This window comes from Ruegeria sp. HKCCA5463 (assembly GCF_013034175.1).
Lineage (GTDB): Bacteria > Pseudomonadota > Alphaproteobacteria > Rhodobacterales > Rhodobacteraceae > Ruegeria.
This window is the reverse complement of sequence record NZ_WQFL01000004.1, coordinates 304931-329267: the sequence shown is the minus strand read 5'-3', so window position 1 is coordinate 329267 and position 24337 is coordinate 304931. Positions and strand designations below refer to the sequence as shown.

General features: G+C 57.9%; 20 protein-coding genes. 16 read left to right on the top strand and 4 right to left on the bottom strand.

The window, feature by feature from the left end:
• Positions 1–12 precede the first annotated feature (12 nt).
• The 15 genes from GOW09_RS11465 to GOW09_RS11395 all read left to right on the top strand — a co-directional run bounded on the left by GOW09_RS11465 (position 13) and on the right by GOW09_RS11395 (position 14709).
• Positions 13–1059 carry an ABC transporter ATP-binding protein gene (locus GOW09_RS11465; RefSeq protein ID WP_152460110.1) on the top strand — a complete coding sequence of 349 codons (1047 nt, stop codon included), beginning with the start codon at positions 13–15 and terminating at the stop codon, positions 1057–1059.
• Positions 1060–1134: 75 nt separating this feature from the next.
• Positions 1135–2346, top strand: a complete 1212-nt coding sequence (locus GOW09_RS11460; RefSeq protein ID WP_152460109.1) for an ABC transporter substrate-binding protein — start codon at positions 1135–1137, stop codon at positions 2344–2346.
• A 66-nt stretch (positions 2347–2412) separates the two neighbouring features.
• Positions 2413–3435, top strand: a complete 1023-nt coding sequence (locus tag GOW09_RS11455; protein ID WP_152460108.1) for a carbohydrate ABC transporter permease — start codon at positions 2413–2415, stop codon at positions 3433–3435.
• Position 3436: 1 nt separating this feature from the next.
• A complete protein-coding gene (locus tag GOW09_RS11450) occupies positions 3437–4591 on the top strand; it encodes a carbohydrate ABC transporter permease (protein ID WP_152460107.1) in 1155 nt (384 codons plus the stop codon).
• Positions 4592–4718: 127 nt separating this feature from the next.
• Positions 4719–5249 carry an ester cyclase gene (locus GOW09_RS11445; protein WP_171118397.1) on the top strand — a complete coding sequence of 177 codons (531 nt, stop codon included), beginning with the start codon at positions 4719–4721 and terminating at the stop codon, positions 5247–5249.
• An 11-nt stretch (positions 5250–5260) separates the two neighbouring features.
• On the top strand, positions 5261–6592 hold the full coding sequence (gene hisD, locus GOW09_RS11440; RefSeq protein WP_171118395.1) for a histidinol dehydrogenase: 1332 nt from the start codon (positions 5261–5263) through the stop codon (positions 6590–6592).
• Positions 6589–7641, top strand: coding sequence for an ester cyclase (locus tag GOW09_RS11435; protein WP_171118394.1), 1053 nt, complete (start codon positions 6589–6591; stop codon positions 7639–7641). Before hisD ends, GOW09_RS11435 begins: the two co-directional genes overlap by 4 nt.
• On the top strand, positions 7641–8405 hold the full coding sequence (locus GOW09_RS11430) for an SDR family NAD(P)-dependent oxidoreductase (RefSeq protein ID WP_171118392.1): 765 nt from the start codon (positions 7641–7643) through the stop codon (positions 8403–8405). Before GOW09_RS11435 ends, GOW09_RS11430 begins: the two co-directional genes overlap by 1 nt.
• A complete protein-coding gene (locus tag GOW09_RS11425) occupies positions 8405–9448 on the top strand; it encodes a LacI family DNA-binding transcriptional regulator (RefSeq protein WP_216597841.1) in 1044 nt (347 codons plus the stop codon). The genes GOW09_RS11430 and GOW09_RS11425 overlap by 1 nt, the downstream gene beginning before the upstream one ends.
• The gene (locus GOW09_RS11420; protein WP_171118390.1) at positions 9445–10434 is read left to right on the top strand and encodes an ester cyclase; all 990 of its coding nucleotides are present in this window, start codon (positions 9445–9447) and stop codon (positions 10432–10434) included. The genes GOW09_RS11425 and GOW09_RS11420 overlap by 4 nt, the downstream gene beginning before the upstream one ends.
• A 191-nt stretch (positions 10435–10625) precedes the next feature.
• Entirely contained in the window at positions 10626–11591 is a 966-nt protein-coding gene (locus tag GOW09_RS11415) for a cupin (RefSeq protein WP_171118388.1), read from the top strand.
• Positions 11588–12190 carry a trans-aconitate 2-methyltransferase gene (locus GOW09_RS11410; protein ID WP_171118386.1) on the top strand — a complete coding sequence of 201 codons (603 nt, stop codon included), beginning with the start codon at positions 11588–11590 and terminating at the stop codon, positions 12188–12190. The genes GOW09_RS11415 and GOW09_RS11410 overlap by 4 nt, the downstream gene beginning before the upstream one ends.
• 10 nt (positions 12191–12200) lie before the next feature.
• On the top strand, positions 12201–13325 hold the full coding sequence (locus GOW09_RS11405) for a cobalamin-independent methionine synthase II family protein (RefSeq protein ID WP_171118384.1): 1125 nt from the start codon (positions 12201–12203) through the stop codon (positions 13323–13325).
• On the top strand, positions 13322–14017 hold the full coding sequence (locus GOW09_RS11400) for an alpha/beta fold hydrolase (RefSeq protein WP_171118382.1): 696 nt from the start codon (positions 13322–13324) through the stop codon (positions 14015–14017). Before GOW09_RS11405 ends, GOW09_RS11400 begins: the two co-directional genes overlap by 4 nt.
• Positions 14014–14709 (top strand): RraA family protein, encoded by a 696-nt coding sequence (locus GOW09_RS11395; protein ID WP_171118380.1) that lies wholly within the window; start codon positions 14014–14016, stop codon positions 14707–14709. The genes GOW09_RS11400 and GOW09_RS11395 overlap by 4 nt, the downstream gene beginning before the upstream one ends.
• A 280-nt stretch (positions 14710–14989) precedes the next feature.
• Here the strand turns inward: GOW09_RS11395 and GOW09_RS11390 are convergent, their stop codons facing one another.
• Entirely contained in the window at positions 14990–18451 is a 3462-nt protein-coding gene (locus tag GOW09_RS11390) for an indolepyruvate ferredoxin oxidoreductase family protein (RefSeq protein WP_171118378.1), read from the bottom strand.
• Between the two features lie 127 nt (positions 18452–18578).
• Here GOW09_RS11390 and GOW09_RS11385 point away from each other — a divergent pair, with 127 nt between their 5' ends.
• Entirely contained in the window at positions 18579–19046 is a 468-nt protein-coding gene (locus GOW09_RS11385; protein WP_171118486.1) for an Lrp/AsnC family transcriptional regulator, read from the top strand.
• A gap of 459 nt (positions 19047–19505) precedes the next feature.
• Here GOW09_RS11385 and GOW09_RS11380 read toward each other — a convergent pair whose 3' ends face one another.
• From GOW09_RS11380 to phnY, 3 genes are all read right to left on the bottom strand, one after another.
• Entirely contained in the window at positions 19506–21170 is a 1665-nt protein-coding gene (locus GOW09_RS11380; RefSeq protein WP_171118377.1) for a Na/Pi cotransporter family protein, read from the bottom strand.
• Between the two features lie 243 nt (positions 21171–21413).
• Entirely contained in the window at positions 21414–22766 is a 1353-nt protein-coding gene (locus tag GOW09_RS11375; RefSeq protein WP_171118375.1) for an aspartate aminotransferase family protein, read from the bottom strand.
• A 105-nt stretch (positions 22767–22871) separates the two neighbouring features.
• A complete protein-coding gene (gene phnY / locus GOW09_RS11370) occupies positions 22872–24335 on the bottom strand; it encodes a phosphonoacetaldehyde dehydrogenase (protein ID WP_254442729.1) in 1464 nt (487 codons plus the stop codon).
• Positions 24336–24337 lie beyond the last annotated feature (2 nt).

Sequence of the window (24337 nt, the reverse complement as noted above, 5' to 3'; positions counted from 1 at the left end):
GCAGGGGGCACCATGGCGGAAATTCAATTGCGGAACGTCGGCAAGCGATGGGGCTCATTCGTTGGGGTTCACAATTTCGACCTCACGATTGCAGATCGTGAGTTTCTGGTGCTGCTCGGCCCGTCAGGCTGCGGCAAGACAACCACAATGCGCATGATCGCCGGCCTCGAAGACGTGACGGAGGGCGAAATCCTTGTCGACGGCAACGTGGTCAATGATCTGGAACCCAAAGACCGTGACGTGGCGATGGTGTTCCAGAGCTACGCTCTGTATCCCAACATGAACGTCTACGAGAACATCCGCTTTCCGCTGAAAGTGCGTGGTATCGACCCGGCAACACACGACGAAAAGGTGCGCCGCGCCAGCGCCATGGTTGAACTGGACGATTTCCTGCATCGCAAGCCAGCCGAGTTGTCGGGTGGTCAGAGACAGCGTGTGGCACTTGCACGTGCCATCGTGCGCGAACCCAACGTGTTCCTGATGGACGAGCCGTTGTCCAATCTGGACGCCAAGCTGCGGGTTTCCACTCGGGCCCAGATCAAGAACCTGAGCCATGAGCTGGCTGTAACCACCATTTACGTCACCCACGACCAGATCGAGGCCATGACCCTTGCAGACCGCGTCGTCGTGATGAAACAGGGCGTGGTTCAGCAGGTCGGAAGCCCGACAGAAATTTATGACCGTCCCGCGAATACGTTCGTCGCCAGCTTCATCGGTTCACCCGCCATGAATTTGATGGATGGCGAAGTGGCGGGCGGAATTTTCCGCGCCGAACATGTCGAAATTGCGGTGGATGCACCGGATGGCCCAATGACACTGGGTTTCAGGGCCGAAGATGCCAGCCTTGCCGATGGCAAAGGTCAGATCACCGCTCCGATCTATACGCTGGAACTGCTGGGCGACGCGACCATGATCTCGGTTCGGGTCGGCGGAGCTCTGGTTTCGGTGAAAGCAGACAAAGCATTCCGCGCCGAGATTGGCGAAACGGTCTCGTTCTCGGTGCCGACGGATATCTGTCACCTCTTCGAAGCTGGAAGCGGTGCGCGGATCGGGGGCTAACCCCACAAACGGCCCGCAAGGGCATAACACCGGTCCGGACGTCGACGACGGACCGATCCTGACAGGGAGAAACCTATGAAACTCAAGACGATCCTCATGGCCGGTGCCATGTCCATCGCCGCCACCGGCGCGTGGGCAGATTGCGCCTTTGAAAACGAAGTGCCGCTAAAATCACTGTCCGCCGGTTTTGAAGCGTGGAAAGCCGTCACCGATGCGATGGCAGAATGCGGCAATTTCAGCGCATCGCTGGATCAGGAATTCCGCGAAAAGCAGCCCGAAGCATTTGCTGCGGATCCCGCGCTTTATCAGATCGGCGGTGTTTCAAACGCGACCCTGGTGCCGTTGCTGAACGCAGGCACGATCCGTCCGTTGGATGATCTGGTCGAAAAATACGGCCAGGACCTGCTTCCCAACCAGTTGATCAAGGTCGATGGCAAGACCATGGCCATTGCGATGATGGTGAATGCGCAGCACCTGATGTATCGCGATGATGTTCTGGCTGAACTGGGCATCGAAGAACCAAAAACCTATGATGACGTCCTGGCAGCGGCCGCCAAGATCAAAGAAGCCGGCGTCATGGACTATCCAATCGGGGGAACGTTCAAGACCGGTTGGAACCTCGGCCAGGAATTCGTCAACATGTACCTTGGCGAAGGCGGCTCGTTCTTTGGCGACGGCAACGTTCCAACGATCAACAACGAGCAGGGCGTCGCTGCGCTGGAAACACTGAAAGCCATGACCGAGTACATGGATCCGGAATATCTGGTTTCCGACTCGACATACGTGCAGCAACAGTTCCAACAGGGCAAGATCGCCATGGCGAACCTTTGGGCCAGCCGTGCAGCCGCCATGAATGATGAGGCCGAAAGCCAGGTCGTCGGCAAAGTCACCATGGCAGCCGCTCCTATGGGTTCGGCAGCGCCGGCAACCACCATCTGGTGGGATGGCATCGTTCTCGCTTCGAACATGAGCGACGAAGAGGCCGACGCCGCATTCCGCGTCGCGCTTGAGGGCATGGACGGCGAAATGGTCAGCGCAAACAATGACGTCGCTGTTTGGCTGAGCCCTGCCTATTCAGCGGGTGCTTTGGCGGCAGGAGCAGCCGCTTCGGCGGAAGCGGGCGCAAAGGCTTACCCGGCATCTGGCCCGATGGGCATCATGCACACCGCCCTGGGCAACGGTCTGGCCGACTACCTGACCGGCGCCAAGGATGCTCAGACAACGCTGGCGGATATCGAGGCAGATTACATCACTGCCGCGAAAGAAGCAGGTCTGATCAGCAACTGATCCTCCCGTGGGAGGGCTACGGCCCTCCCGCCCCTTCCCCTCGAGAGTCATGAGAAAGGCAGAGCCATGAATTTCCGGACATTTGCCGCATTTGTCGGCCCCTCTGTCTTTATGATGCTTCTCTTTATCGCGTTTCCTCTGGTCAGCGTGTTCAAGCAGAGTTTTTACGTTACTCAGCCGATCTATGAGACGGTCGAAAAGGAAACCTGCACGCCCGGTTTCCTGACGCAGACCTGCGTGACCGAGATGGTTTCGCAGCCAAAACTTGACGAACATGGCGAGGTCATTACCCAAACCCAATATGTCGGCTTGCAAAGCTATCGCAACGTATTGGAGCCTGAACGCGCATGGCGCGCCATAAGCGACGGCAGTTGGCATGTGCTGTCTACGATCAACTTCTGGAAGGCGCTTCGGTTCACCCTGACCTTCACCTTGATCACTCTGCCACTGGTGGTCGGGTGCGGGCTTGGGATCGCAATACTGATCAACAACGCGGCGCGGTCCATCCGCGGTCCAGTGATCTTTGTGTCCTTGCTGCCCTTCATCATCACACCCGTAATCGGAGTGCTGTCGATCAACTGGCTGTTCCGGGGCGACGGCATCCTGACCGCAATGATGGAATGGTGGCTGAACCGGGACATCGCCCTTTTCGCCCAAGCCTGGACCATCGAAATACTGATGATGCTCTACCGCGTCTGGCATGTGGCACCCTTTGCCGCAATCGTCTTCTACGCCGGTCTGCAAACGGTCAATCAGGATAGTCTTGAAAGTGCCGTGATTGACGGTGCGACCCGTTGGCAGCGCCTGAAATACATCGTCATTCCACACCTGATGCCACTGATCATTTTCGTGTCGATGATCCACCTGATGGACAGCTACCGCGTGTTCGAAGAGATCGTCGGTTTTTCGAGCCAGGGCTACGTCATCTCGCTACAGTGGCTGACCTTCGACTACCTGACGCCGGATCAGGCCGGCAACCGGTCGATCAGCCGGGCGTCCGCCAACTCGATGCTGACCATGATCGGTGTCGTCATCCTGCTTATCCTGCCGCTGCGCCGTACATGGCGCGACCATAAAGGAGGTCACTGACATGTCCTCGCGTGCGCTTCGCCAGCCGTTAAGCCTGCGGTTGACCTCGAACATCTTCCTTGCACTCTGGTGCCTGATCGCGGCCTTTCCGATCTTCTGGATCGTGGTTATGAGCTTCAAGTCACCCGTCGATGCGTTCGACAGCAACGCGCTGAACGTGATCTTCGGGCCGGCCACGCTGAGCGTCGGAAAGGGCTTGTCGCTGCTGGATATCATTCTGGGCATCGCGGTTATCTGGGGCACGATCTTCGCTGCCACCAAAACACTGCCTTCGATGATAAAGTCCTACACCAAGCCCGGTCAGGAATGGTTCGGCTGGCTGATCGGTGTGCTGTCCTTGCTGGTGGGTTTCCTGCTGGTGTTCTTCGTGGTCCTGCCTGCAATCCTGAACGTGTTGAACCCGCTGTTTGGCCCACTGGGACGGGATGTGCTTGGTCTGACGACCGAGCATTACAAAACCGTCTGGATCGACCGGGGTTTTTCAAACAACTTCAAGAACTCGCTGATCGTAACGACGGGCGTGGTGACAGTGTCGCTGACCGTGGGCACATTGGCGGGCTACGGTCTGGCGCGGTCAGGATCAACGTTGGCCTTCTGGATCCTGATCGTCGCACTGGTGTTCCGGGCATTGCCGCATTCTGTTCTGGTGGCGGGCTATCTGCCGGTGTTCATCAACTCGGCCGAATGGCTCAGCCCGATCTTGGGTGAAAACGCACCAACCTTGTACGGCAAGCCTTTTGCGGTGATCGCTGTTCTGGTTGCGATCAATCAACCCTTCACGATCTGGATGCTGCGTTCGTTCTTCCAGAACATCCCGGCCGAGCTGGATGAGGCCGCCCGCGTGGATGGGTGCAGCCACTTTCAGGCCTTCCGCCGTGTCATCATGCCGGTGATGTGGCCAGGCGTGATCACTACGGGGCTGTTCAGCTTCTTGCTGGCGTACAACGATTTTCTAGTCACCGCGCTGCTGCTTGATGCGCAGAACCAGACCATGGTTCCCGCCATCGTCGGCATGTTCAATCGCGAGACGACGACAACCGATCAGGTCGTTGCGGTTGCCGCTGCCGTGTCGATCACCGCGCCTCTGATCTTCCTTGTGCTGATTTTCCAGCGCCAGATTGTCAGCGGACTGACAGCCGGGGCAGTGAAAGGCTGATGAGCAAGAACGCCCGACATAACGCCATGTCGCGCCACCCGGCGCTGAACAGGATGCCGAGGGACTTTCTGAGCATTGGGGCCGCACGTCCCAATCCCTCCCTTCGGCAACCTCAAAGGATAGAAAAATGAAAGGTTCCCGTCCCGAACAAGCGGTTCTGACCCGCGACACGGACATGAGCAAGACGGAAGACACGCGCCGCGTGATCGAAACGATGGTTGATGGTCTGAATGATCACCGCATTGATGACATCGGTGAATTCTTCGCCCAAGGTTTTCGCTGGATGGGCAATCAGGGCTGCGGCACCAAGACCGGCCTGCAGGAATTTCAGGATAACTGGCAGCGCCCGTTTCAAGCCGCGTTTTCGGATAAGGTCTGTGTTGACGAAGCGCGCCTTTACATGGGTGAATGGGCCGCCGCCTTCGGCCGCCAGGAAGCCACGCATTCCGGCGAATTTCTGGGCATTGCCCCCACAGGCAAGCGTGTCGAAATCAGGTACATGGACTTCTGGAAAGTGGTCGACGGCAAAATTGTCGACAACTGGGTGAATGTCGACTTTGCCCACGTCGCCGCTCAGCTGGGCGTGGACCTGTTCAACGGCGAAGGCTGGGAAGCATTTGACCGAGGCGAGAAGACTCCGCCACGGCCGGAAAACTGAGGATTGGAAAGATGGCAATCGAGTATCTTAAACGCGGCAAATCCGATGCGGATCGGGCGGAAGATGATGCCAAGACCCGCGCCGTGGTTGAAGCGACGCTGAAAGACATCGAAACCCGTGGGGATGCCGCGGTGCGCGAGTTGAGTGAGAAGTTCGACAACTACTCACCTGCCTCGTTCCGCCTGAGCCAGCAGGAAATTGATGACCTGATCGGGCAATTGTCCGATCGTGAGCTGGCCGATATCAAATTCGCGCAGGAACAGGTGCGCAACTTTGCGCAGGCGCAGCGGGATTCAATGCTGGACATCGAGGTCGAAACCCTGCCCGGTGTCATTCTGGGGCACAAGAACATCCCGGTGCAATCCGTGGGTTGCTATGTTCCGGGCGGCAAGTTCCCCATGGTCGCCTCGGCGCATATGTCGGTGGCGACCGCCTCGGTCGCCGGTGTTCCGCGCATCATAGCATGCACACCCCCGTTTCAGGGCAAACCCAATGCAGCGGTGATTGCCGCTATGCACCTGGGTGGCGCGCATGAGATCTATGTCATGGGCGGCATTCAGGCCATCGGGGCCATGGCATTGGGCACCGAAACAATCGATCCGGTTCACATGCTTGTTGGCCCCGGCAACGCCTTTGTCGCGGAAGCCAAACGTCAGTTGTTCGGTCGTGTCGGGATTGATCTTTTTGCAGGGCCGACCGAAACGATGGTCATTGCCGACGAGACCGCCGCAGATGCGGAGCTGTGCGCAACCGATCTGCTGGGGCAGGCCGAGCATGGATACAACAGCCCCTGCGTTCTGCTGACCAACTCACGCAATCTGGCCAATGACACCCTGACCGAGGTCGACCGGCTGCTGGGCATCCTTCCAACCGCGGATACCGCGAAGGTGTCGTGGGACGAATATGGTGAGGTGATCGTTTGCGACACTTATGATGAGATGTTGCAGGTTGCCGATGACATCGCCTCGGAACATGTACAGGTGATGACCGACCGAGACGACTGGTTCCTTGAAAACATGACCTGCTATGGGGCGTTGTTCCTTGGGCCGCGCACCAATGTTTCGAACGGGGACAAGGTGATTGGCACAAACCACACGCTGCCCACCAAAAAAGCCGGGCGTTACACGGGTGGTCTTTGGGTTGGTAAATACCTGAAGACGCACAGCTATCAAAAAGTTCTGACGGATGAGGCCGCGACGCTGATCGGCGAGTATGGCTCGCGCCTGTGCATGCTTGAAGGGTTCGTTGGCCACGCGGAACAATGCAACGTTCGTGTGCGCCGATATGGCGGAATCAATGTGCCCTACGGTGCGCCGGCGCCTTACCGGGACGCTGCTGAATGAGTGACAAACACACACATCACAAGGCCCTGATCGAACCGCTCAGGGCCGCGATGTACGATTTCGACGAGGCGGGCGTACGCCTGGCTTTGGCGGAGGTCACGTCACCGGATGCCGTGTTCCGTCTGTGTCATCCCTTTGGGGACAGCGTCGGCAGTGATGCTTTCTATGACACTGGTTACAAAGACTTGCTGGCGGCCTGGCCCGATCTTGAACGACGGGATTACATCGTCATGGCCGGCCCGGATGAGTTCGGCGCAGATTGGGTCGGATGTGGCGGTTATTACACCGGTGTTTTCACCGGCCCCTGGCTGGACATCCCGCCGACGGGTCATCAAGTCACGATGCGGTTTCATGAATTTTACCGCTTCGAAAACGGCAAGATCGTCGAGATGCAGGCCCTTTGGGACATCCCCGAAGTCATGATGCAGGCGAGTGCCTGGCCGATGGCGCCAAGTCTGGGCCGTGAATGGCATGTCCCCGGCCCTGCCACCCAGGACGGGTTTGTCCCCGGCCCTTATGATGAAGCCAAGGGCAAACAGACCTGCCAGCATATCATCGACATGCTGGAGCATCTCAAGAAACACCCGTCCCAAGGCGGCCCCGAAGTGATGGAGATGGAGCGGTTCTGGCACCCGCGCATGAACTGGTACGGCCCTTCGGGCATCGGCACCGGGCGCGGGTATGCAGGGTTCCGCAACTGGCATCAGATCCCGTTCCTGAACGGAATGCCGGATCGCGGGCAGTTTGTGGACGACATCACCTATCACTTCTTCGGGGATGGGGATTATGCGGCCGTGACAGGCTGGCCCAACATGATCCAGACCGTCACAGACGGTGGTTGGATGGGCATCGCTCCGTCAGGCAAGAAGATCACCATGCGCAGCCTCGATTTCTGGCGTTTGGAAAACGGCAGGATCCGGGAAAACTGGGTGCTGGTTGATTTGCTGGATGCCTACAGGCAGCTTGGCGTTGACGTCTTTGCCCGCCTGCGGGAATTCAACAAGGCCCGCAATTTGGGCCGTATTGAAATACCGGATGGAATGCGCTGATGACGGAATTGCCACGCACCCCTTCGTTTTCTCTGAACGGAAAATCAGCCCTCGTTACCGGAGCCTCGTCGGGTATCGGTCAGGGTTGTGCGGTGGCTTTGGCCGAGGCAGGCGCGCATGTTGTTTGTGCGGCCAGAGGGGCGGACCGGTTGAATGACACCGTCTCCGCCTTGCGAGATCACGGCTGGTCGGCCGAAGCGCTTGTGATGGATCAGGGTGATCTGGATGCCCTGAAAAAGCTTTTCGATCACCGCACCTTCGATATCGTGGTGAATTCAGCGGGCCTGGCGCGCCACAGCCCGGCCATCGAAACCACGCCCGATGACTTTGATGTTGTCACCAACGTCAATTTGCGTTCGGCCTATTTCCTGTCGGCCTACGCCGCCCGCGCTTTGATCTTGGCAGGAAAGCCGGGATCGATCATCCACATCTCCAGCCAGATGGGGCATGTCGGTGGGGTCGACCGGGCGCTTTATTGTGCGACCAAACATGGGCTTGAGGGCATGGTCAAATCCATGGCCATCGAATGGGGCAAACAAGGCATTCGGATCAACACTGTCTGCCCGACTTTCATCAGAACCCCCCTGACCCAATCCACTTTCGACAATCCTGAACGCGCCGCGTGGATCATGGAAAAGATCAAGTTGGACCGGGTCGGAGAAGTCGAAGACATCATGGGCGCGGTGCGTTATCTCGCGTCAGACGCCTCTGCACTGGTCACCGGCACGTCAATGCTTATCGACGGGGGTTGGACAGCAGATTGATGGCGGAAAAAGTAACATCCCTTCAGGTCGCCCAACTGGCTGGTGTCAGCCAGTCCGCCGTCAGCCGCGTATTCACGCCCGGCGCGTCCGTCAGCAAAAAGACCGAAGAGAAGGTGCGCAAAGCCGCTGCTGAACTGGGCTATCGTCCAAACGTTCTGGCCCGCGCCATGGTGTCCGGGAAAAGCCGGATTATCGGTTTGGTGGTGGGCTACCTTGATAACTATTTTTATCCGGAAGCGCTCGAGAAGCTGTCAAACGCCCTTCAGGAGCAAGGCTATCACGTGCTGATCTTCATGGCCTCTCGATCGGCCGGGAACATCGACGATGTGATGGAAGAGATTCTCGATTACCAGGTGGATGGCGTCATCCTGGCCTCGGTGCCCATGTCGTCGGATATCGCCATGCGCTGCCAACAGGCCGGGGTGCCAGTGGTGCTGTTCAACCGCAGCCAGGACATCGAGGGCATCACCACGGTCACGTCCGACAACTATGCCGGGGGCCGCAAAGTCGCGGAATTTCTGCTAGCCGGTGGGCACCAACGGATTGCCTATATCGCAGGTTGGCAAGGGGCCTCGACGCAGCGGGACCGCGAAGCCGGGTATCGCGCCGCACTGGCCGAGGCCGGGCAGGAACTGTTTGCCCACGAAGTAGGGGAGTTTCACACGGAAAACGCCCGTACAGCAGCCCGTCGGATGTTCGATGTCGCCCCTGAACGACGGCCGGATGCCGTATTTGTGGCCAATGATCACATGGCATTGGCGGCGATGGACGTGATCCGTTTTGAACTTGGCCTGCGCGTCCCCGAGGATGTCTCGGTCGTGGGTTATGATGACGTGCCGCCGGCCGGTTGGCCGGCTTACAATTTGACAACGATCCGGCAGCGGGCCAACCTTATGGTGGCCGAAACCGTTGCCGCACTTTTCGAACATATCGACACCCCGGCGAAAGCCGAACCGCGCAAAGTGGCCATTGATGGACCACTGGTTGTGCGGACCTCGGCCCGATTGCCAAAGGGGTGGGCCCCACAAAGGACAGAGACATGAAAGGCTTCGATCCGAAATTCCGGGATTTTCCGGACTACATCATCGGCATCACCAAAGAGATCTGGGAAGATCGGGGGATCGCCACGCTGCATGAGTATTACAGCGATGACATCGTCGTCCGTTCGCCTGGTTCGGTTGTTTTGGGCAATCAGAATGTCATTGGGGCCACAATGGCAACGCTGGCCGAGTTTCCGGATCGGCAGCTGCTGGGCGAAGACGTGATTTGGTCCGGTACACCGGAAGAGGGCATGTTGAGCTCTCATCGGATCATTTCAACGGCCACGCATTTGGCCGAGGGTGTCTATGGCAAGCCCACCGGCACCAAGCTGCGTTACCGGATTCTTGCGGATTGCCACGCCATCGACAATCAGATCAACGATGAATGGCTGATCCGCGATCAGGGCGCGATTGTGCGCCAGATGGGCTGGGATCCCAAGGAATACGCCGCTGATCTGATTGCCCGGGAAGGCGGCAAAGAGAACTGCGTCAAACCTCTGACGCCCGAAATCGATCAGCCTGGACCATACAAAGGCCATGGGAATGACAATGAATGGGGGCAGCGCTACGCCGACGTTCTGACGCGTATCATGAACGCAGATATGGGCGTGATCGGTTCAGAATATGACCGCGCTGTTCAGTCAGAATATGTGGGTGGCGTAACCGGGCATGGCTGGCAGGCCATCGACCGCTTCTGGATGGGTCTGCGGGCGAGTTTTCCGAATGCGGAATTCAAGATCGAGCATCAGATCGGACGAGATGACCCCAATATGCCTCCGCGTGCGGCAATTCGCTGGAGCCTTTGGGGCAAGCATGACGGCTGGGGCGTGTTTGGCGCGCCGACTGGTGCGCAGGTTTATGTCCTCGGGATCAGCCACGCTGAATTCGGCGCGCTTATTACAGGGCAGCCGCAGTTGCGCCGTGAATACACCCTGTTCGATGAAACCTCGGTCTGGAAGCAGATCCTGTTGCAGAACGGCGAGGTCTGAGTGGGCCGCCCGGTCTCATATCGCATCCTGTCGGGCGGTCTGTCCGAGCCCCGGACCGTTCGGCTTTTCCATATGTACCGTCAAAGCCTGAGGGCGCGGCGACTGAACCTGCGCCCGCCCGGAAAGTAAGGGCCTGTCCTATTTGGGCACACGAGCTTTCTTTCCAAAAACGCTAAATCGGATCGTACGTCATGACAAAATCATCCATCCCTTCCCGCATAGTCCGCTATGGCGAGCTTCAACCCTGTAAAACCGCTTTTATCGATGCCCATACTCCCGGCAGCGACCAGAAAGAGAACTTCACGATAATCGGCGGCGGCGTCTCGGAATCTCCGGACCAGCATGTCCACATCACGGACAAGATCGGTTTCAACATCGGAGCGGCCGGGCAGCCGCCGAAATGCCGCAACTCACTGCACAGCCACACCACGGCCGAGGTCTTTTTCGTTGCCAAGGGTCGTTGGCGGTTTTTCTGGGGCCGCTATGGTACGGCCGGGGAATTCATCGCCGAGGAAGGAGACATCTTCAACATTCCAACGGGTATTTTCCGGGGCTTTGAGAATGTCGGCCAGGATTACGGAATGATCATGTCGATCCTGGGCGGAGACGATGCGGGTGGCGGCGTCACCTGGGCGCCTCAGGTGATCGAAGATGCACAGGCACATGGTCTGATGCTGGGCGACAATGGCGTTCTGTACGACTCCAAACTGGGCCAGGAACTGCCGCACAATGTCCGCCCGATGCCTTTGCTGACCGAAGAACAGCTGAAAAGCTATCCCGAAGTTCCTGTCGAAGATGTGGTCGGCAAATACGTTGCGCGGTATTGGGATCTAATGGCGTTGTCGGCCAAAAAGCCCGCAAAGGTGATTGGCGAAAACGCGTTGATCAAGGACAAACCCGGATTCGAGGTCGATTTTCTGGGGCGCGGGTCCGCAGTGACCCAACCGATCGCTGCCGAGAAACCAGTGGTTCTGATGCCGGCCAGCGGTCACTGGCGTGTTTCGATCGACGGGTACGAGACCACTATCTCGGTGGGCGACACGGCCTTGGTTCTTCCCGGCGAAACCTATGGCGTTCAGCCATCCATGACCGGACAGGCGGGCATGTACCGCATCACCGCAACCGATGACCCGGCAGGAGCGACCTGGACAGGATGAACGCGGACCCGAATGACACCCACGCCGTTTATGAACGGCAGGCGACCGAATATGACAGGCGCCGTTCCAAGGCCCTGTTCGAAGCGCGCTGGTTGGCGCGCTTCACGGCCAGCCTGAAGCCGGGTGACCGCGTATTGGACCTGGGCTGTGGCTCGGGCGACCCCATCGCACGCTGGTTCATGGCCGAAGGGTTTGACGTCACGGGTATCGATTTTTCCGACGCCATGCTTGCCATTGCCCGCGACCGTTGGCCCGATGGCGACTGGCGCAACGCGGATATGCGGAGTTTTGAACTGGATCAACAGTTCGACGGCATCATTGCCTGGAACAGCTTTTTCCACCTTACAGCGGACGAGCAGAAAGACTGTATCGCCCGGATGGCGCGCCATTTGCGGCCCAAGGGAATGCTCATGCTGACCGTCGGACCTCGTGCCGGAGAGGTCAGCGGCACGGTGGGATCAGAGCTTGTCTACCACGCGTCGCTGTCCCCGGCCGGTTACGCCGGATGTCTTGAGAAAAACGGGCTGCAAATGACCGGATACCTGGCCGAAGATCCAGAAGCCCAAAGCCACACGATCCTGATGGCACGAAAAATTTAAGGAGGTCCCCATGACCGTAAAAACAACACATGTTGGCTCTCTGCCCCGAACGCAGGACGTCGTGGATTTTATTTTTGCCCGCGAAAACGGCGAACCTTACGACACAGGCGCCTTTGATACCTGCATGGCCAACGCCGTGGCCGAAACGGTGCGCAAACAGGTCGAAGCCGGTGTTGATATCGTCAGCGACGGCGAAACTTCGAAAATCTCCTATGCGACCTATGTCAAAGATCGCTACACCGGGTTTTCGGGCGACAGCCCTCGTAACGCGCCGGCAGACTTGAAGATGTTCCCCGGCTTTCTGCAAAGACTGGCCGATGACGGCGGTACCCCACAATACGCAAGGCCGATGTGCACGGGTGAGGTGCGATCAAAAGGGCAAGGCGAGTTACAAAAGGACATCGCCAACCTCAAGGCGGCCATGGCTCGACACGGGGCCGAGCGCGGTTTCATGAATGCCGCGTCTCCCGGAGTGATCTCGTTGTTTTTGCAGAATGATTTCTACCCTACGCGAGAGGCCTATCTGGCAGCGTTGGCCGACGCGATGAAGGACGAATACGAAACCATCGTCGCCGCCGGGTTGGACCTGCAACTGGATTGCCCCGATCTTGCCCTGTCGCGCCACATGCTGTTCACCGACCTGTCGGATGAGGCGTTCATCAAGATTGCCGACATGCATGTCGAGGCCCTGAACCACGCGCTTCAGAACGTCCCGCAGGATCGGGTACGGGTACATATTTGCTGGGGCAACTACGAAGGCCCGCATTGCTGTGACATCGCCATGGACAAGGTCTTCAGCACTCTGATGGCGACCAAGTCGCGCTATGTCCTGTTCGAAACGTCCAATCCGCGGCATGCCCATGAATGGACTGTCTTCCGGGACCGCAAGGCCGAGATTCCCGATGACAAGGTTCTGGTGCCCGGCGTGGTCGACACCACGACCAATTTCGTCGAACATCCCGAACTTGTGGCCCAACGGATTGACCGGTTCACGGAAATCGTGGGACCGGACCGGGTGATCGCGGGCAGCGATTGCGGCTTTGGCACTTTTGCAGGATTCGGTGCCGTCGATCCCCAGATCGCCTATGCCAAGCTGGCGGCGTTGTCCGAAGGGGCAAAGCTGGCTTCGGCATGAAACCTCTGATCTTGTTGCCGGGCATGATGTGTGATGCCCGGCTTTTTGGCCCCCAGATCAATGCTCTGTCGGGCAGAATGCCCGTGATGACCTTTCCGTTGTCTCATCACGACAGCATAGAGGCCATGGCCCAGGATATCCTCGGGAATGCGCCGCCGGTCTTCGCGCTGGCTGGGCTGTCCATGGGGGGTATCGTGGCGATGGAGGTAACGCGCCAAGCCCCCGAACGTGTTTCGGGTCTGGCCTTGCTCGACACCAATCCACTGGCGGAAAAGCCAGAGGTAAAAGCGCGTCGTACGCCGCAGATGTCCGCCGTTCGCAACGGTCAGCTGAGGACCGTGATGCGTGACGAGATGAAGCCCGGTTATCTGGCTGACGGACCGAACCGGGGGGCGATCCTGGATCTGTGCATGGCAATGGCCACCGACCTGGGCCCGAACGTTTTCATACGTCAGTCCAAGGCGCTTATGAACCGACCGGACCAAAGCGAGACGCTGACGGCTTATACCGGAAAGGCTCTGGTCTTGTGCGGACGTGAAGACCGGCTTTGCCCAGTTGAACGCCACCGACTTATGCATGACCTGCTGCCACGAAGCGCGCTTGAGATCATCGGCGACGCGGGCCATCTCCCGACATTGGAACAACCTGAAAAAACAACAGCGGCGCTGTCCCGCTGGCTGGAGGACACATGACACCGTCCCTTTTGTCTTTGCTTCGCAAAGTCGATACGCCAACTGTCTGCAATGCCATCGAGGTGGCACAGGGCAGGCGCGGATTCGACAGGTTCACGCGTGGCACCATGCTAAGCTCGGCCCCCGAAGGGCCTGCCATCGTCGGCTATGCGCGCACCGCCAAAATTGCTGCGGTCAATCCCCCGACCGAGCCGCCCGACGTCATCAAAGCCCGACGTATGGCCTATTACAAGTACATGGCCGAGGCACCCGGCCCTTCAATCGCCGTTATCGAGGATCTGGATTATCCCGATTGCATCGGCGCTTATTGGGGTGAGATCAATACGACGGTTCACAAGGGATTCGGCATGTCTGGCGCTCTGACCAACGGTGTCATGCGGGATCTCGGGGATTTGCCCTCAGGGTTCCCGGTTGTCGCTGGTTCCATCGGACCGAGCCATGGTTTCGTCCACGTCCGCGAGATTGACACTCAGGTTTCGATTTTTGGTCAGACAGTTGACCCCGGTGATCTTGTTCACGCCGATCGTCATGGCGCATTGGTCATACCGAATGATGTCGTTGATCAATTGGAAGCTGCAATCCATAAGCTTTTGGCGACAGAACGTATTGTTCTGGACGCAGCCCGCGAGCCCGCGTTTGATTTCGAAGCATTCGAAACCGCCTGGGCCGCCTTTGAAAAAGCACGGGTCTGATCACAAGGGTCGGAGACAATGAAAGCCGGCTGGGTGAAATGCACTTACAAGCCCCTTGCTCGTCCACCCAGAGCAAGACGGCCTCTGCCAACGCAATGCCCGTGACGAAGGGTTACCCACATCTGTCTGTCCGGTGGCGGCGTCGCGCCGCTGCCGGTGACGCCCGAACGAAAACCGGACCGTTTCAGGCAGCAGTCCATTACACCGGAGTGTACGGGGTTTCAGATCCGTTCAGCCCCGCGTACAATCCGCGTTTCCAGACAGTTTCCCGAAAGAACAATCAAACCTTGTGAGAAGCGGCGCCCTGCGCATCCCTTCGCTGTTCTCCGATCACGTTCAGCATGGCATCTACATCTGTACGTACGGTTTGTGTTGCCGCTTCGCGCACCGGGCCAAAACCGCGGATATCCAGCGGCGCTGACAGGATCTTCAGGCAGGTTTCCGCCTCCAGCTCGGGGCTGACTTCTTCGATGCGATCCAAGACAGCCAAAAACCAGGCCAGGGTTTCGTTTTCAAGCTTGCGGTCCCTTGATAACCGGAATGGATCAAGCCAGCCGCCGCGAAGCCTGCGTGCACGCGAAAGGAGCCTCAGAACGGGGGTCATCCAACCACCGTAGCTTCGCTTGCGCGGTCGCCCGCGTGCATCCTTGCGACCGCTCAGAACCGGTGGCGCGAGGTGGTATTTGATCCGAAAATCCCCTTCGAACTCGGACCGCAATTGTTTCTCGAATTGTTGCGATGTCAGCAACCGAGCAACCTCGTATTCGTCCTTGATTGCCATGAGGCGAAACAGGGATTTTGCCGCAAGCGAAAGCGCTTCCTCGCGTATCTGGTCAGACAGTGCTGCTGACAGACGGGCCAGGCGATCCCGGTACTGTTGCGCATAAGCGTCATCGTGATAGGTCGCCAATTCATCGGACCGGTAATCGATTATCTGCTGCGATGTTTCTTGCGAAAAGCTCTTCTCCTTCGCATTCAGCATCTGTGGGTTTGCAGCGATCACCCGTCCCAGATCAAAGGCCATTATGTTGGCCTCAATCGCGGTTCCATTGAGCTTGATCGCCTGTTTGATTGCAACATCACTGATCGGAATGTTCCCCAGCTGCCACGCGACACCAAACAGCAAGGTATTGGCAAAGACCGAATCCCCCAGCAAATCCACGGCCAACTGGTTTGCATCCAACGCGAAGACATTTTCTTCGCCGACGGTCCGGCGTATCAGCGCTTCTCGTTCGTCGACCTTGAGCTGGGCATCGCGGTGCAAAACAAGGTCGCCTGTTGGCATTTCCGCACGGTTCAGTACGACTTTTGTGCCCTTGCGATAGTGAACCGAGGCTTTGGGCGCCGAAGACACGACCACGTCACACCCAATGACGGCGTCGGCGCTTTTGGCCTCAATTCGGACCTGATTGATTTCTTCGGGCGTGCGGGCAATGCGAACATAGCCGACAACCGTACCGAATTTCTGGGCGAACCCGGTAAAATCCAGCACGCTGGCGCCTTTGCCTTCCAAATGCGCCGCCATCGTCAGAACGGCGCCCACCGTTACGACACCGGTGCCGCCGACCCCACCGACCAAAAGATCGTACGGCGCGTGCAGGTCAGGAAGCTGCGGGTCGGGAACCTTGGCAAGAAGCGACGGGATATCCAGTTTCTGCCTGGGTTCCTTTCGCCGCACCGCCCCTTCCACAGTAATGAAACTGGGGCAAAACCCGTTCAGGCAGGAAAAGTCCTTGTTGCAAGAGTTCAGGTTGACCTTTCGCTTGCGGCCCAATGGGGTTTCCAGGGGTTCGATACTCAGACAGTTGCTTTCGACAGAGCAATCGCCGCAGCCTTCGCACACCGCGGGGTTGATGAAAGCAAACCGCTTGGGGTCTTCTGTTTTGCCACGCTTGCGGCGACGGCGTTTCTCGGTGGCGCAGGTCTGCTCGTAAATCAAAACCGTAACACCTTGGATGTCACGCAGCTCACGCTGCACGGCATCCATCTCTTCCCGGGGGTGAAAGCTCGTTCGTGCCGGAAAATCGCTGGAATCGAACTTCGTTATGTCGTCTGAAACCAAGGCGATCCGGTCGACACCTTCTGCGCGACAGGTCTGGGCGATCCCGGAAACGCTGATAGGGCCATCAACAGGCTGCCCCCCCGTCATTGCCACTGCGTCATTGTACAGGATCTTGTAGGTGATGTTCGTACCCGCCGCCACGGCCTGGCGAATGGCAAGCGACCCGGAATGATACCAGGTGCCCTCGCCAAGGTTTTGAAAGATATGTTTGTTGCCATTGAATTTCGAGGCAACAACATGCGGCACACCTTCGCCCCCCATCTGCGCATAACCGACCGTGTTGCGGTTCATCCAACTTGCCATCACGTGACAGCCGATGCCTGACGCAGCCGTGCTTCCATCGGGGACTTTGGTGGATGTGTTGTGGGGACAACCCGAGCAAAAATACGGAGCCCTGACCGCACCCGGAACATTCAGAACGGATGGCGGTTCGTCCGTCAGCGCCTTCGCCTTTTCCAGAAATCCCTCTTCCGGGAAAAAGCGGTCGAGTCGCTCTGCAACGACCGGAACCAGGTTCAACGGGCTCAACTCTCCGGTCCAGGGGATCAACGGATCGCCCGCTGCGCGGTGTTTTCCGACCATCTTTTCGGGCTTATCCCCCGGCCAGTCATAGAAATATTCCTTGAACTGGCTTTCGATGATCCCGCGTTTTTCCTCGACGACCAGCACCTCTTTTTTGCCATGGACGAAAGACAGCGCATCGCGCCGCGCCAAAGGCCAAACCATCCCGACCTTGTAGATGTCGATGCCCAAACGGCGGCATCCGCTTTCGTCGAGCCCCAGAAGACGCAGCACTTCCATCAGGTCCAGATGGCTTTTACCCGTTGTGACAATCCCGAATGGGGCATCCTTGATGTCATAGATGCGCCGGTCGATCGGGTTCGCCTCGACAAAAGCCTCGACTGCCCGCAACTTGTGTTCGATCCGCGTCTCGATGGCCGGGCTTGGCAAATCGGCGCTGCGCACGTGCAAGCCGCCCGGCGGCAGATCTATTTCCGGCAAGGTAAATTTACGGTCCGGCTTCAACCGCACGGATTGCCCGCTTTCCACGGTTTCCGAAATCGCCTTGAACCCGACCCAGGTGCCCGAGTATCGGCTCAGCGCGATCCCGTATTCACCGAACTCCAGGTATTCAGCCACGTTGGCAGGGTTCAGCGTTGGCATGAACCAGGTCATGAAGGCGACGTCGGACTGATGCGGCATTGAAGAAGACACGCAGCCATGATCGTCACCCGCGACAACCAGAACCCCGCCCTTCGGCGACGAGCCATAGGCATTGCCATGGCGCAACGCGTCCCCTGAACGGTCAACTCCGGGGCCCTTCCCGTACCACATCGAAAACACGCCCTCGACTTCACAATCGGGATCAAGCGAGGCCTGCTGGGCACCAAGAACCGCTGTGGCGCCGAGGTCTTCGTTTACGGCCGGCATGAATGTGATCCTGGCCGCCTCGGTTTCCTCTTTCGCTCGCCACAGCTCCAGATCCAAACCACCAAGAGGAGACCCCCGATATCCGGAGATGAACCCGGCCGTGTTGTTTCCCGCTGCTGCGTCCCTGCGGGCCTGGTCCAACATGATGCGCACCAGAGCTTGCGTTCCCGTCAAGAAAACACGACCCTCTGAGGCTTTGTATCGGTCCGACAGGGCGTAAGTATCGAATTTCAGGGACTGGTCAGTCATGGATACCTCGCCTTTTCTGGGTATTTTACCGGATTCTTTTGAGGAATCTGTTCTAACTTCCCGTCATTTCCGGGTATTCTTGAAAAATCCTCTCTTATTTTGTCACATTATGGGGTATTTTTCTCGGATGCTTCTCGACTCACGTGACTGCCAACTTCTCGCGCTGCTTCAAAAGGATTGCCGCATCTCAAATGCTGACCTTGCAGAACGGGTGGGCATGTCATCCTCTGCTTGCTGGCGTCGAGTCCGCGTGTTTGAAGAGGCCGGCCTGATTTCGCAGTACCGTGCCGAATTGTCGCCTGAACACGCCGGGCTTTCGTTTCAGGCCCTGGTGCATGTTCATCTGACCCGGCACAATCCGGAACATCTTGAACGCTTCATTGCAGCGATCGAGAAGCGCCCGGAAGTCATGGAATGCTACGCAACGACCGGGCAGGCAGATTACCACATGCGGGTGATCTGCAAGGATATCGGGGCTTACAACGTTTTTCTTGAAGAATTCCTGTTTCGCCTGCCGGCGGTGGAAAGCGCGCAAACAAATGTCGTTCTGCGCGAAATCAAACGCAGCAACGCCCTGCCCATTCCTTCCTGTTGAGATCGGTTCCCCGGGTGGGACTTGCCGTCTGGTGTGGGCTTTGTTGCAAAGCTTTGAACGCACCAAGCGAAAGACTCACTCGAACATGTTCCGAAGCTACGATTTGGCCCGCCAAACTCCACGGAATTGATGTTCATAGAATTTTTCAAGGATCAGGTCTGGGAACGCCCCAAAAACCGTCGCGCAATTCAGCTTCAAGGCAGGTAAAACGTGGTTGCCTTTTCGACCGCGACCTTTTGGATTCCGCCTTCTGCGCCGCGCTCTGGGCGGAAGCTTCCATCGACGCCGAAAAGCCGCAAAACCGAATTTCGAAACTGAAGCCATTTTGTTGCTTCGCGTTTCGATCTTCCTGTTTTCTTTACCCGTGCTTGCATCGAGTCCGGCTCCTGTTCGCTGCCGTCATCAGAAGTGTAGCATCATTCCTTTGCTTTTTCAGATTTTTATCACAGAACCTTCCGGCTATTTCGCAATTTCGTCGATCAGCCGCGTCTCGAGAAGCTGGCCATTCTGGTACAGCACCGGGTAAGCAATAGATGCGATATGGCTGTTGAACTCCCGGAACGCCCGCAACGTCTCAAGATGAATATCACTGGTTTCGAAGCTTTCCCGTGACCCGTGCTGCAATCGGCGCAGATGTCGTTTTCGGCTTTCACGTTCCACCCGTTTGATTTCGGTCTTCTCGAGGCTGAGCAGGCGCGCGCTTTCCAGATCGTCTGAAATGAGTACGTTTGAAGCCAGCTTCATGTTAGCCAGAATGCCCTCGTGCATCTGAACAAGTTCCGACCAGCCTTCCTGCGAGAAGCTCGAGCCTTTGGCTCGCATTTCACCCGCCAACACTGTCAAGCGCTTGGCAACGACGTCCCCGGCCGTCTCAAGCCGGATAGCGAACTCCATAAGATCGCGTGCAGTTTTCGCGTCCTTTTTTTCGTATACATCCGGTGGAATCGCCGAAACGAATGCCCTGATCCCGGACAGGCAATTGTTCACGTCCTCGTCGATGGCTTGTACCGCTCGAATCTGTTGTTTGTCGCCACTGCGATACAATTCCAGGCAAGGCCGGAACATGGTTTCGACAAGGTCGCTCATCCGCAGCAGCTCACGTTTGAGGCTTGGCAGGGCCTGGCTGGGATTTGCCACGTTGCCTATGTCCAATGCGCTGGCCGGTCGTGCCGGTTGCGGAACCAGTTCCTTCTTCTGATCCGGCAAAAACCTTTCGAAGAGAACTTTCAACTTACCGCAAAATGGCAAGGCCAGTAGCAGCAGTGACAGGTTGAACAAAACATGCACATTGACCAGCATCTGCCCGCCTTGCGGGTCTCCTAACAACCCGGTCCGCAAAGCCATGTTGGCGGCAAACAAACTCACCAAAGCCCAACTGCCACGCAATGCCAGGTTGGCATATGGAATGCGCCGGGCCTGGACTGGCATGGCACGGGTGAGCCAGACCGGAATGAAGGCAGAGCCGAAGTTCGCGCCAAACACCAAAGACATCCCGGCGGCGAACGGGATCGCTCCGATCTGCACAAGGGTGACACACATGAGGATGGCCGCGACCGAGGAATGCATGACGAAAGCCAAGGCGCCCCCGACCAGAAACGCGGTGATATAGTCGCGCGCCAGATAATCTGCCACCGCGGGCAGAAACGCGCTGTCCCGAATGGGATCCATCGCCTCGCGAAGGAACCGAAGCGAGATCAGGATAAAGGCCACGCCCATCAGGATGCGCCCCATTTGCCGGGTTTTTTTGGCGTCGGTCTTTACGAACAGATACCCCCCAACCGCCAACAGCATCGGAACAAGCCAGTCCAGCCGGAACGAAAGAATCTGGATGATCAGCGCCGACCCCAGATCGCCGCCAAGAACAATCGCAAGGCCGGCAGGAAAACTGAGCATTCCACTGGCCGCAAACCCCGAGGTCAACAGAGCAACGGCCGCCGAGCTTTGCAGCACGACCGCCATCGTCAACCCAACCACCGAGGCCTGAAGGTAGCTGCGTTGTTGGGTCATTACCCGCTGGAACGACGCCCCATAGCTGCGCTCGATCCCGGTTCGCACCATACGAACCGCGTAAAGCAGCAGCATCGTCGCCCCGGCAAGGCTGATAAGGAAGCTGACAATTGCCATACTCTACCCCGTTATTCTTCTTGGCCCAGCTTGTCGCGGCGCATTGTATTATTCATGTTACCGGCCGCGATTGGGAAGGGATACATCCCATTTTTGGCCTACAAGGCGTAAACTCCTGTGAGCTTCACCGCAAGCACTTGACCGCGCTTTGGCGGAACATCCGTCACCTATGAACTTGGCCAAGGGCGCCCGGAAGGACGCGGCCCCTGATCCTCTATTGTGACACGAGATCGGTAAGGGGCGTCAACTCTCGGCCTTGATTGCAGCAATTACGATGTCGATTGCGCGGTCCAACTCCAAACGCGAGATGGTCAGCGGCGGTGACAATGTCAGAACGCACCCCTGACTGATCTTATAGCTCAGACCGGCCTCGAGGCAGGCATAGTAGATCCGTTCGGCGCACGCGTTTCCCGGTGTTTTGTCGGCGCGATCATCCACGATTTCGATCCCGAACATCAGGCCCCGTCCCCGGATGTCTCCGACAATCGGAACGTTCTGAAGTTCATCCATCAAGCGACCAATGGCATGTTCACCCAATTCGGCTGACCGGCGAACCAGGCCTTCGTCTTCGATGATCTGGATCGTCGTCAAAGCGGCCCGGGCGGTGACCGGGTTCTTTTCGTGCGTGTAATGCCCGATGGCAAAATCTCCGCAAACATCCAGCTGTTTCCGGGCGACACAGGCGGCAATAGGCAGGATGCCGCCGCCAAGCGCCTTCCCAAGTGTAACGATGTCCGGGATGATCTCGTCATGTTCAAAGGCGAACATCCTGCCCGTCTTGCCAAGACCCGTCGGGATTTCATCCATGATCAACAGCGCCCCGTGACGGTTGCATGCCTCGCGCACCGTCTTCCAGAACCCCGGCGGCGGGACATAGGGCACGGCGCGCATCGGTTCCGCAATGACCGCCGCCACATCTCCTTCGCGCTCGAGGACATATTCCACCATTTTCGCACAGGCCAGCCCGCAGGTTTCGGGGCCCGCATGATTGTACGGGCATCGATAGCAGGCAAAGGGGGCGACATGTTCGGTACCGGACAAAAGGGGCCCCGCAATGTGACTGCGAAAGGTCGCCTCTCCGCCGACGCTTGCAGCGCCGAACCCCGCGCCATGGAAAGCATCCCAGAAGCTGATCGTTTTGAACCGACCCGTAGCGGCGCGCGCGATCCTGAGGGCAACCTCGTTGGCGTCAGAGCCGCCGGTGGTAAAGAGCATTTTGCCCAGATCACCAGGCACGATCTCTGCCAGTTTTTCAGCCAGTTCCACCGCCGGATCATTGGTAAAGCGGCGGGGCGCAAAGGGCAGATCGTCAAGCTGTGCCTTTATGGCGGCTACCAAGCGGGGATGGCCATACCCGATGTGGTGCACCGAGTTGCCGTGGAAATCCATGTACCGGCGGCCCTCGATATCTTCGATCCAGAGCCCTTCGGCCTTTGCAATGGTGCTGACGCAGGGTGAGGACAGAGATTGATGCAGGAACACGTTCGCATCGCGTTTGAGCAATGGCGATGATTTCGGCCCCGTCGACTTTTGCAGCCACGCCTTGCGCGCCTCGGACGTGTTTGATTCCCCTTCAGTGTGGACAATTTGTGGCATCGCCGCTCCTCTTTGCCGTCATCAAAAGATGCGGACCCCGCAAGCCCGCCAGTACCAGGGAGGAACTGTGTTGCCCTTTCCGCAAAAGGGGTAAGGGCAACAGACTCAGTTAGGCCACGGCAGCGAATAGGTTTTGACGTTGGTGAAAAACTTCATCGCTTCGATGACGCCTTCCTTCACCCCGTTTCCACTGTCCTTGATGCCGCCAAAGGGCGACATTTCAATGCGGTAACCCGGCTGTTCCCAGATGTTGCAGGTGCCGACGTTCAACCCGTTGATGAAGGCAATCGCCCGGTTCAGATCGTTTGTGCAGACACCCGAAGACAGGCCGAACTCGGTTCCGTTGGAAATTGCCATCACTTCTTCGTCGTTGTCCGGCACGCGAACGATCGGCACGATGGGTCCAAAGGTTTCCTCCATCACCAGCTCGCTGTCATGGGGCACCTTGTCGACCACGATAGGCGGCAGCAGCGCACCCTGGCGACCGGGGTGGTACAGAATTTCAGCACCTTCTTTTTCCGCCTGAAAAACGCGGTTTTCAAAAACCTCGGCGGCCTTGTCATGGATCACGCATCCAAGTTCGGTTTCCGGGTCCTGGGGATCGCCGAACTTGATCTTCCTGGCCTTCTCAAGAACCAGCGGCACGAATGTATCGGCAACGCTTTCCTGCACGAGAATGCGCTTGACCGCCGTGCAACGCTGGCCGGAATTTCCGGTAGCCCCCGCCACCGCAATGGCTGCCGCCTTGTCCAGATCGGCCTCACTCAGGTCATTCAGTACGATCAGAGGGTCGTTGCCGCCAAGTTCCAGCGCCTGACGCTTGTAGACGCCCTTTTCGGCGATCATCTTGCCCACGGGCACACCGCCGGTGAAGGTGATGATATCGATGTGTTCATTGGTGATCATTTCGTCGCCAATGTCGGCGGGCCAACCTGTCACGACCTGGAACATCTCGGGCGGCAAGCCGGCCTCATAGAGTATGTCAGCCAGTGTCAATGCGGTCAGCGGCGTCAGCTCGGTCGGTTTGCAAACCATGCAATTGTTGGTGGCAATCGACGGCGCGATCTTGTGGCTGACCATGTTCAGCGGGTGATTGAACGGCGTGATTGCGCTGATTGCTTTAACCGGCTCTCGGGTGGTGAAAATCTTGCGGGCCTTGCCGTTGTGGGTCAGGTCGCAGGAGAAGATCTCACCATCATCCTTCAATGCCTCGGCCGCCGCGAATTGATACACGTCCTGCGCGCGCTTGGTTTCGTAGATCGCATGCTGGTGACAGATCCCCAACTCCAGCGTCAGCCATTTCGCAAGATAATCGCGTTTTTCGCCGATCAACTCGCCCGCCCGTTGCAGGATCTGGCTGCGCTCGTATCGGGTCAGCTTGGGTTTGAAATTCGCCGCAATCTCGAACGCCCGGCGCGCATGTTCGGCTGTACCGGCTGGTACGTGACCCACAACCTCGTTTGTGTACGGGTAGAGAACGGGAACGGTGTCGTCGGTAAAGACAATCTCGCCACCGATCCGCATTCCCTCGTTGCGTACTTCGATTTTCGACATGGTCTGATCTTTCATAG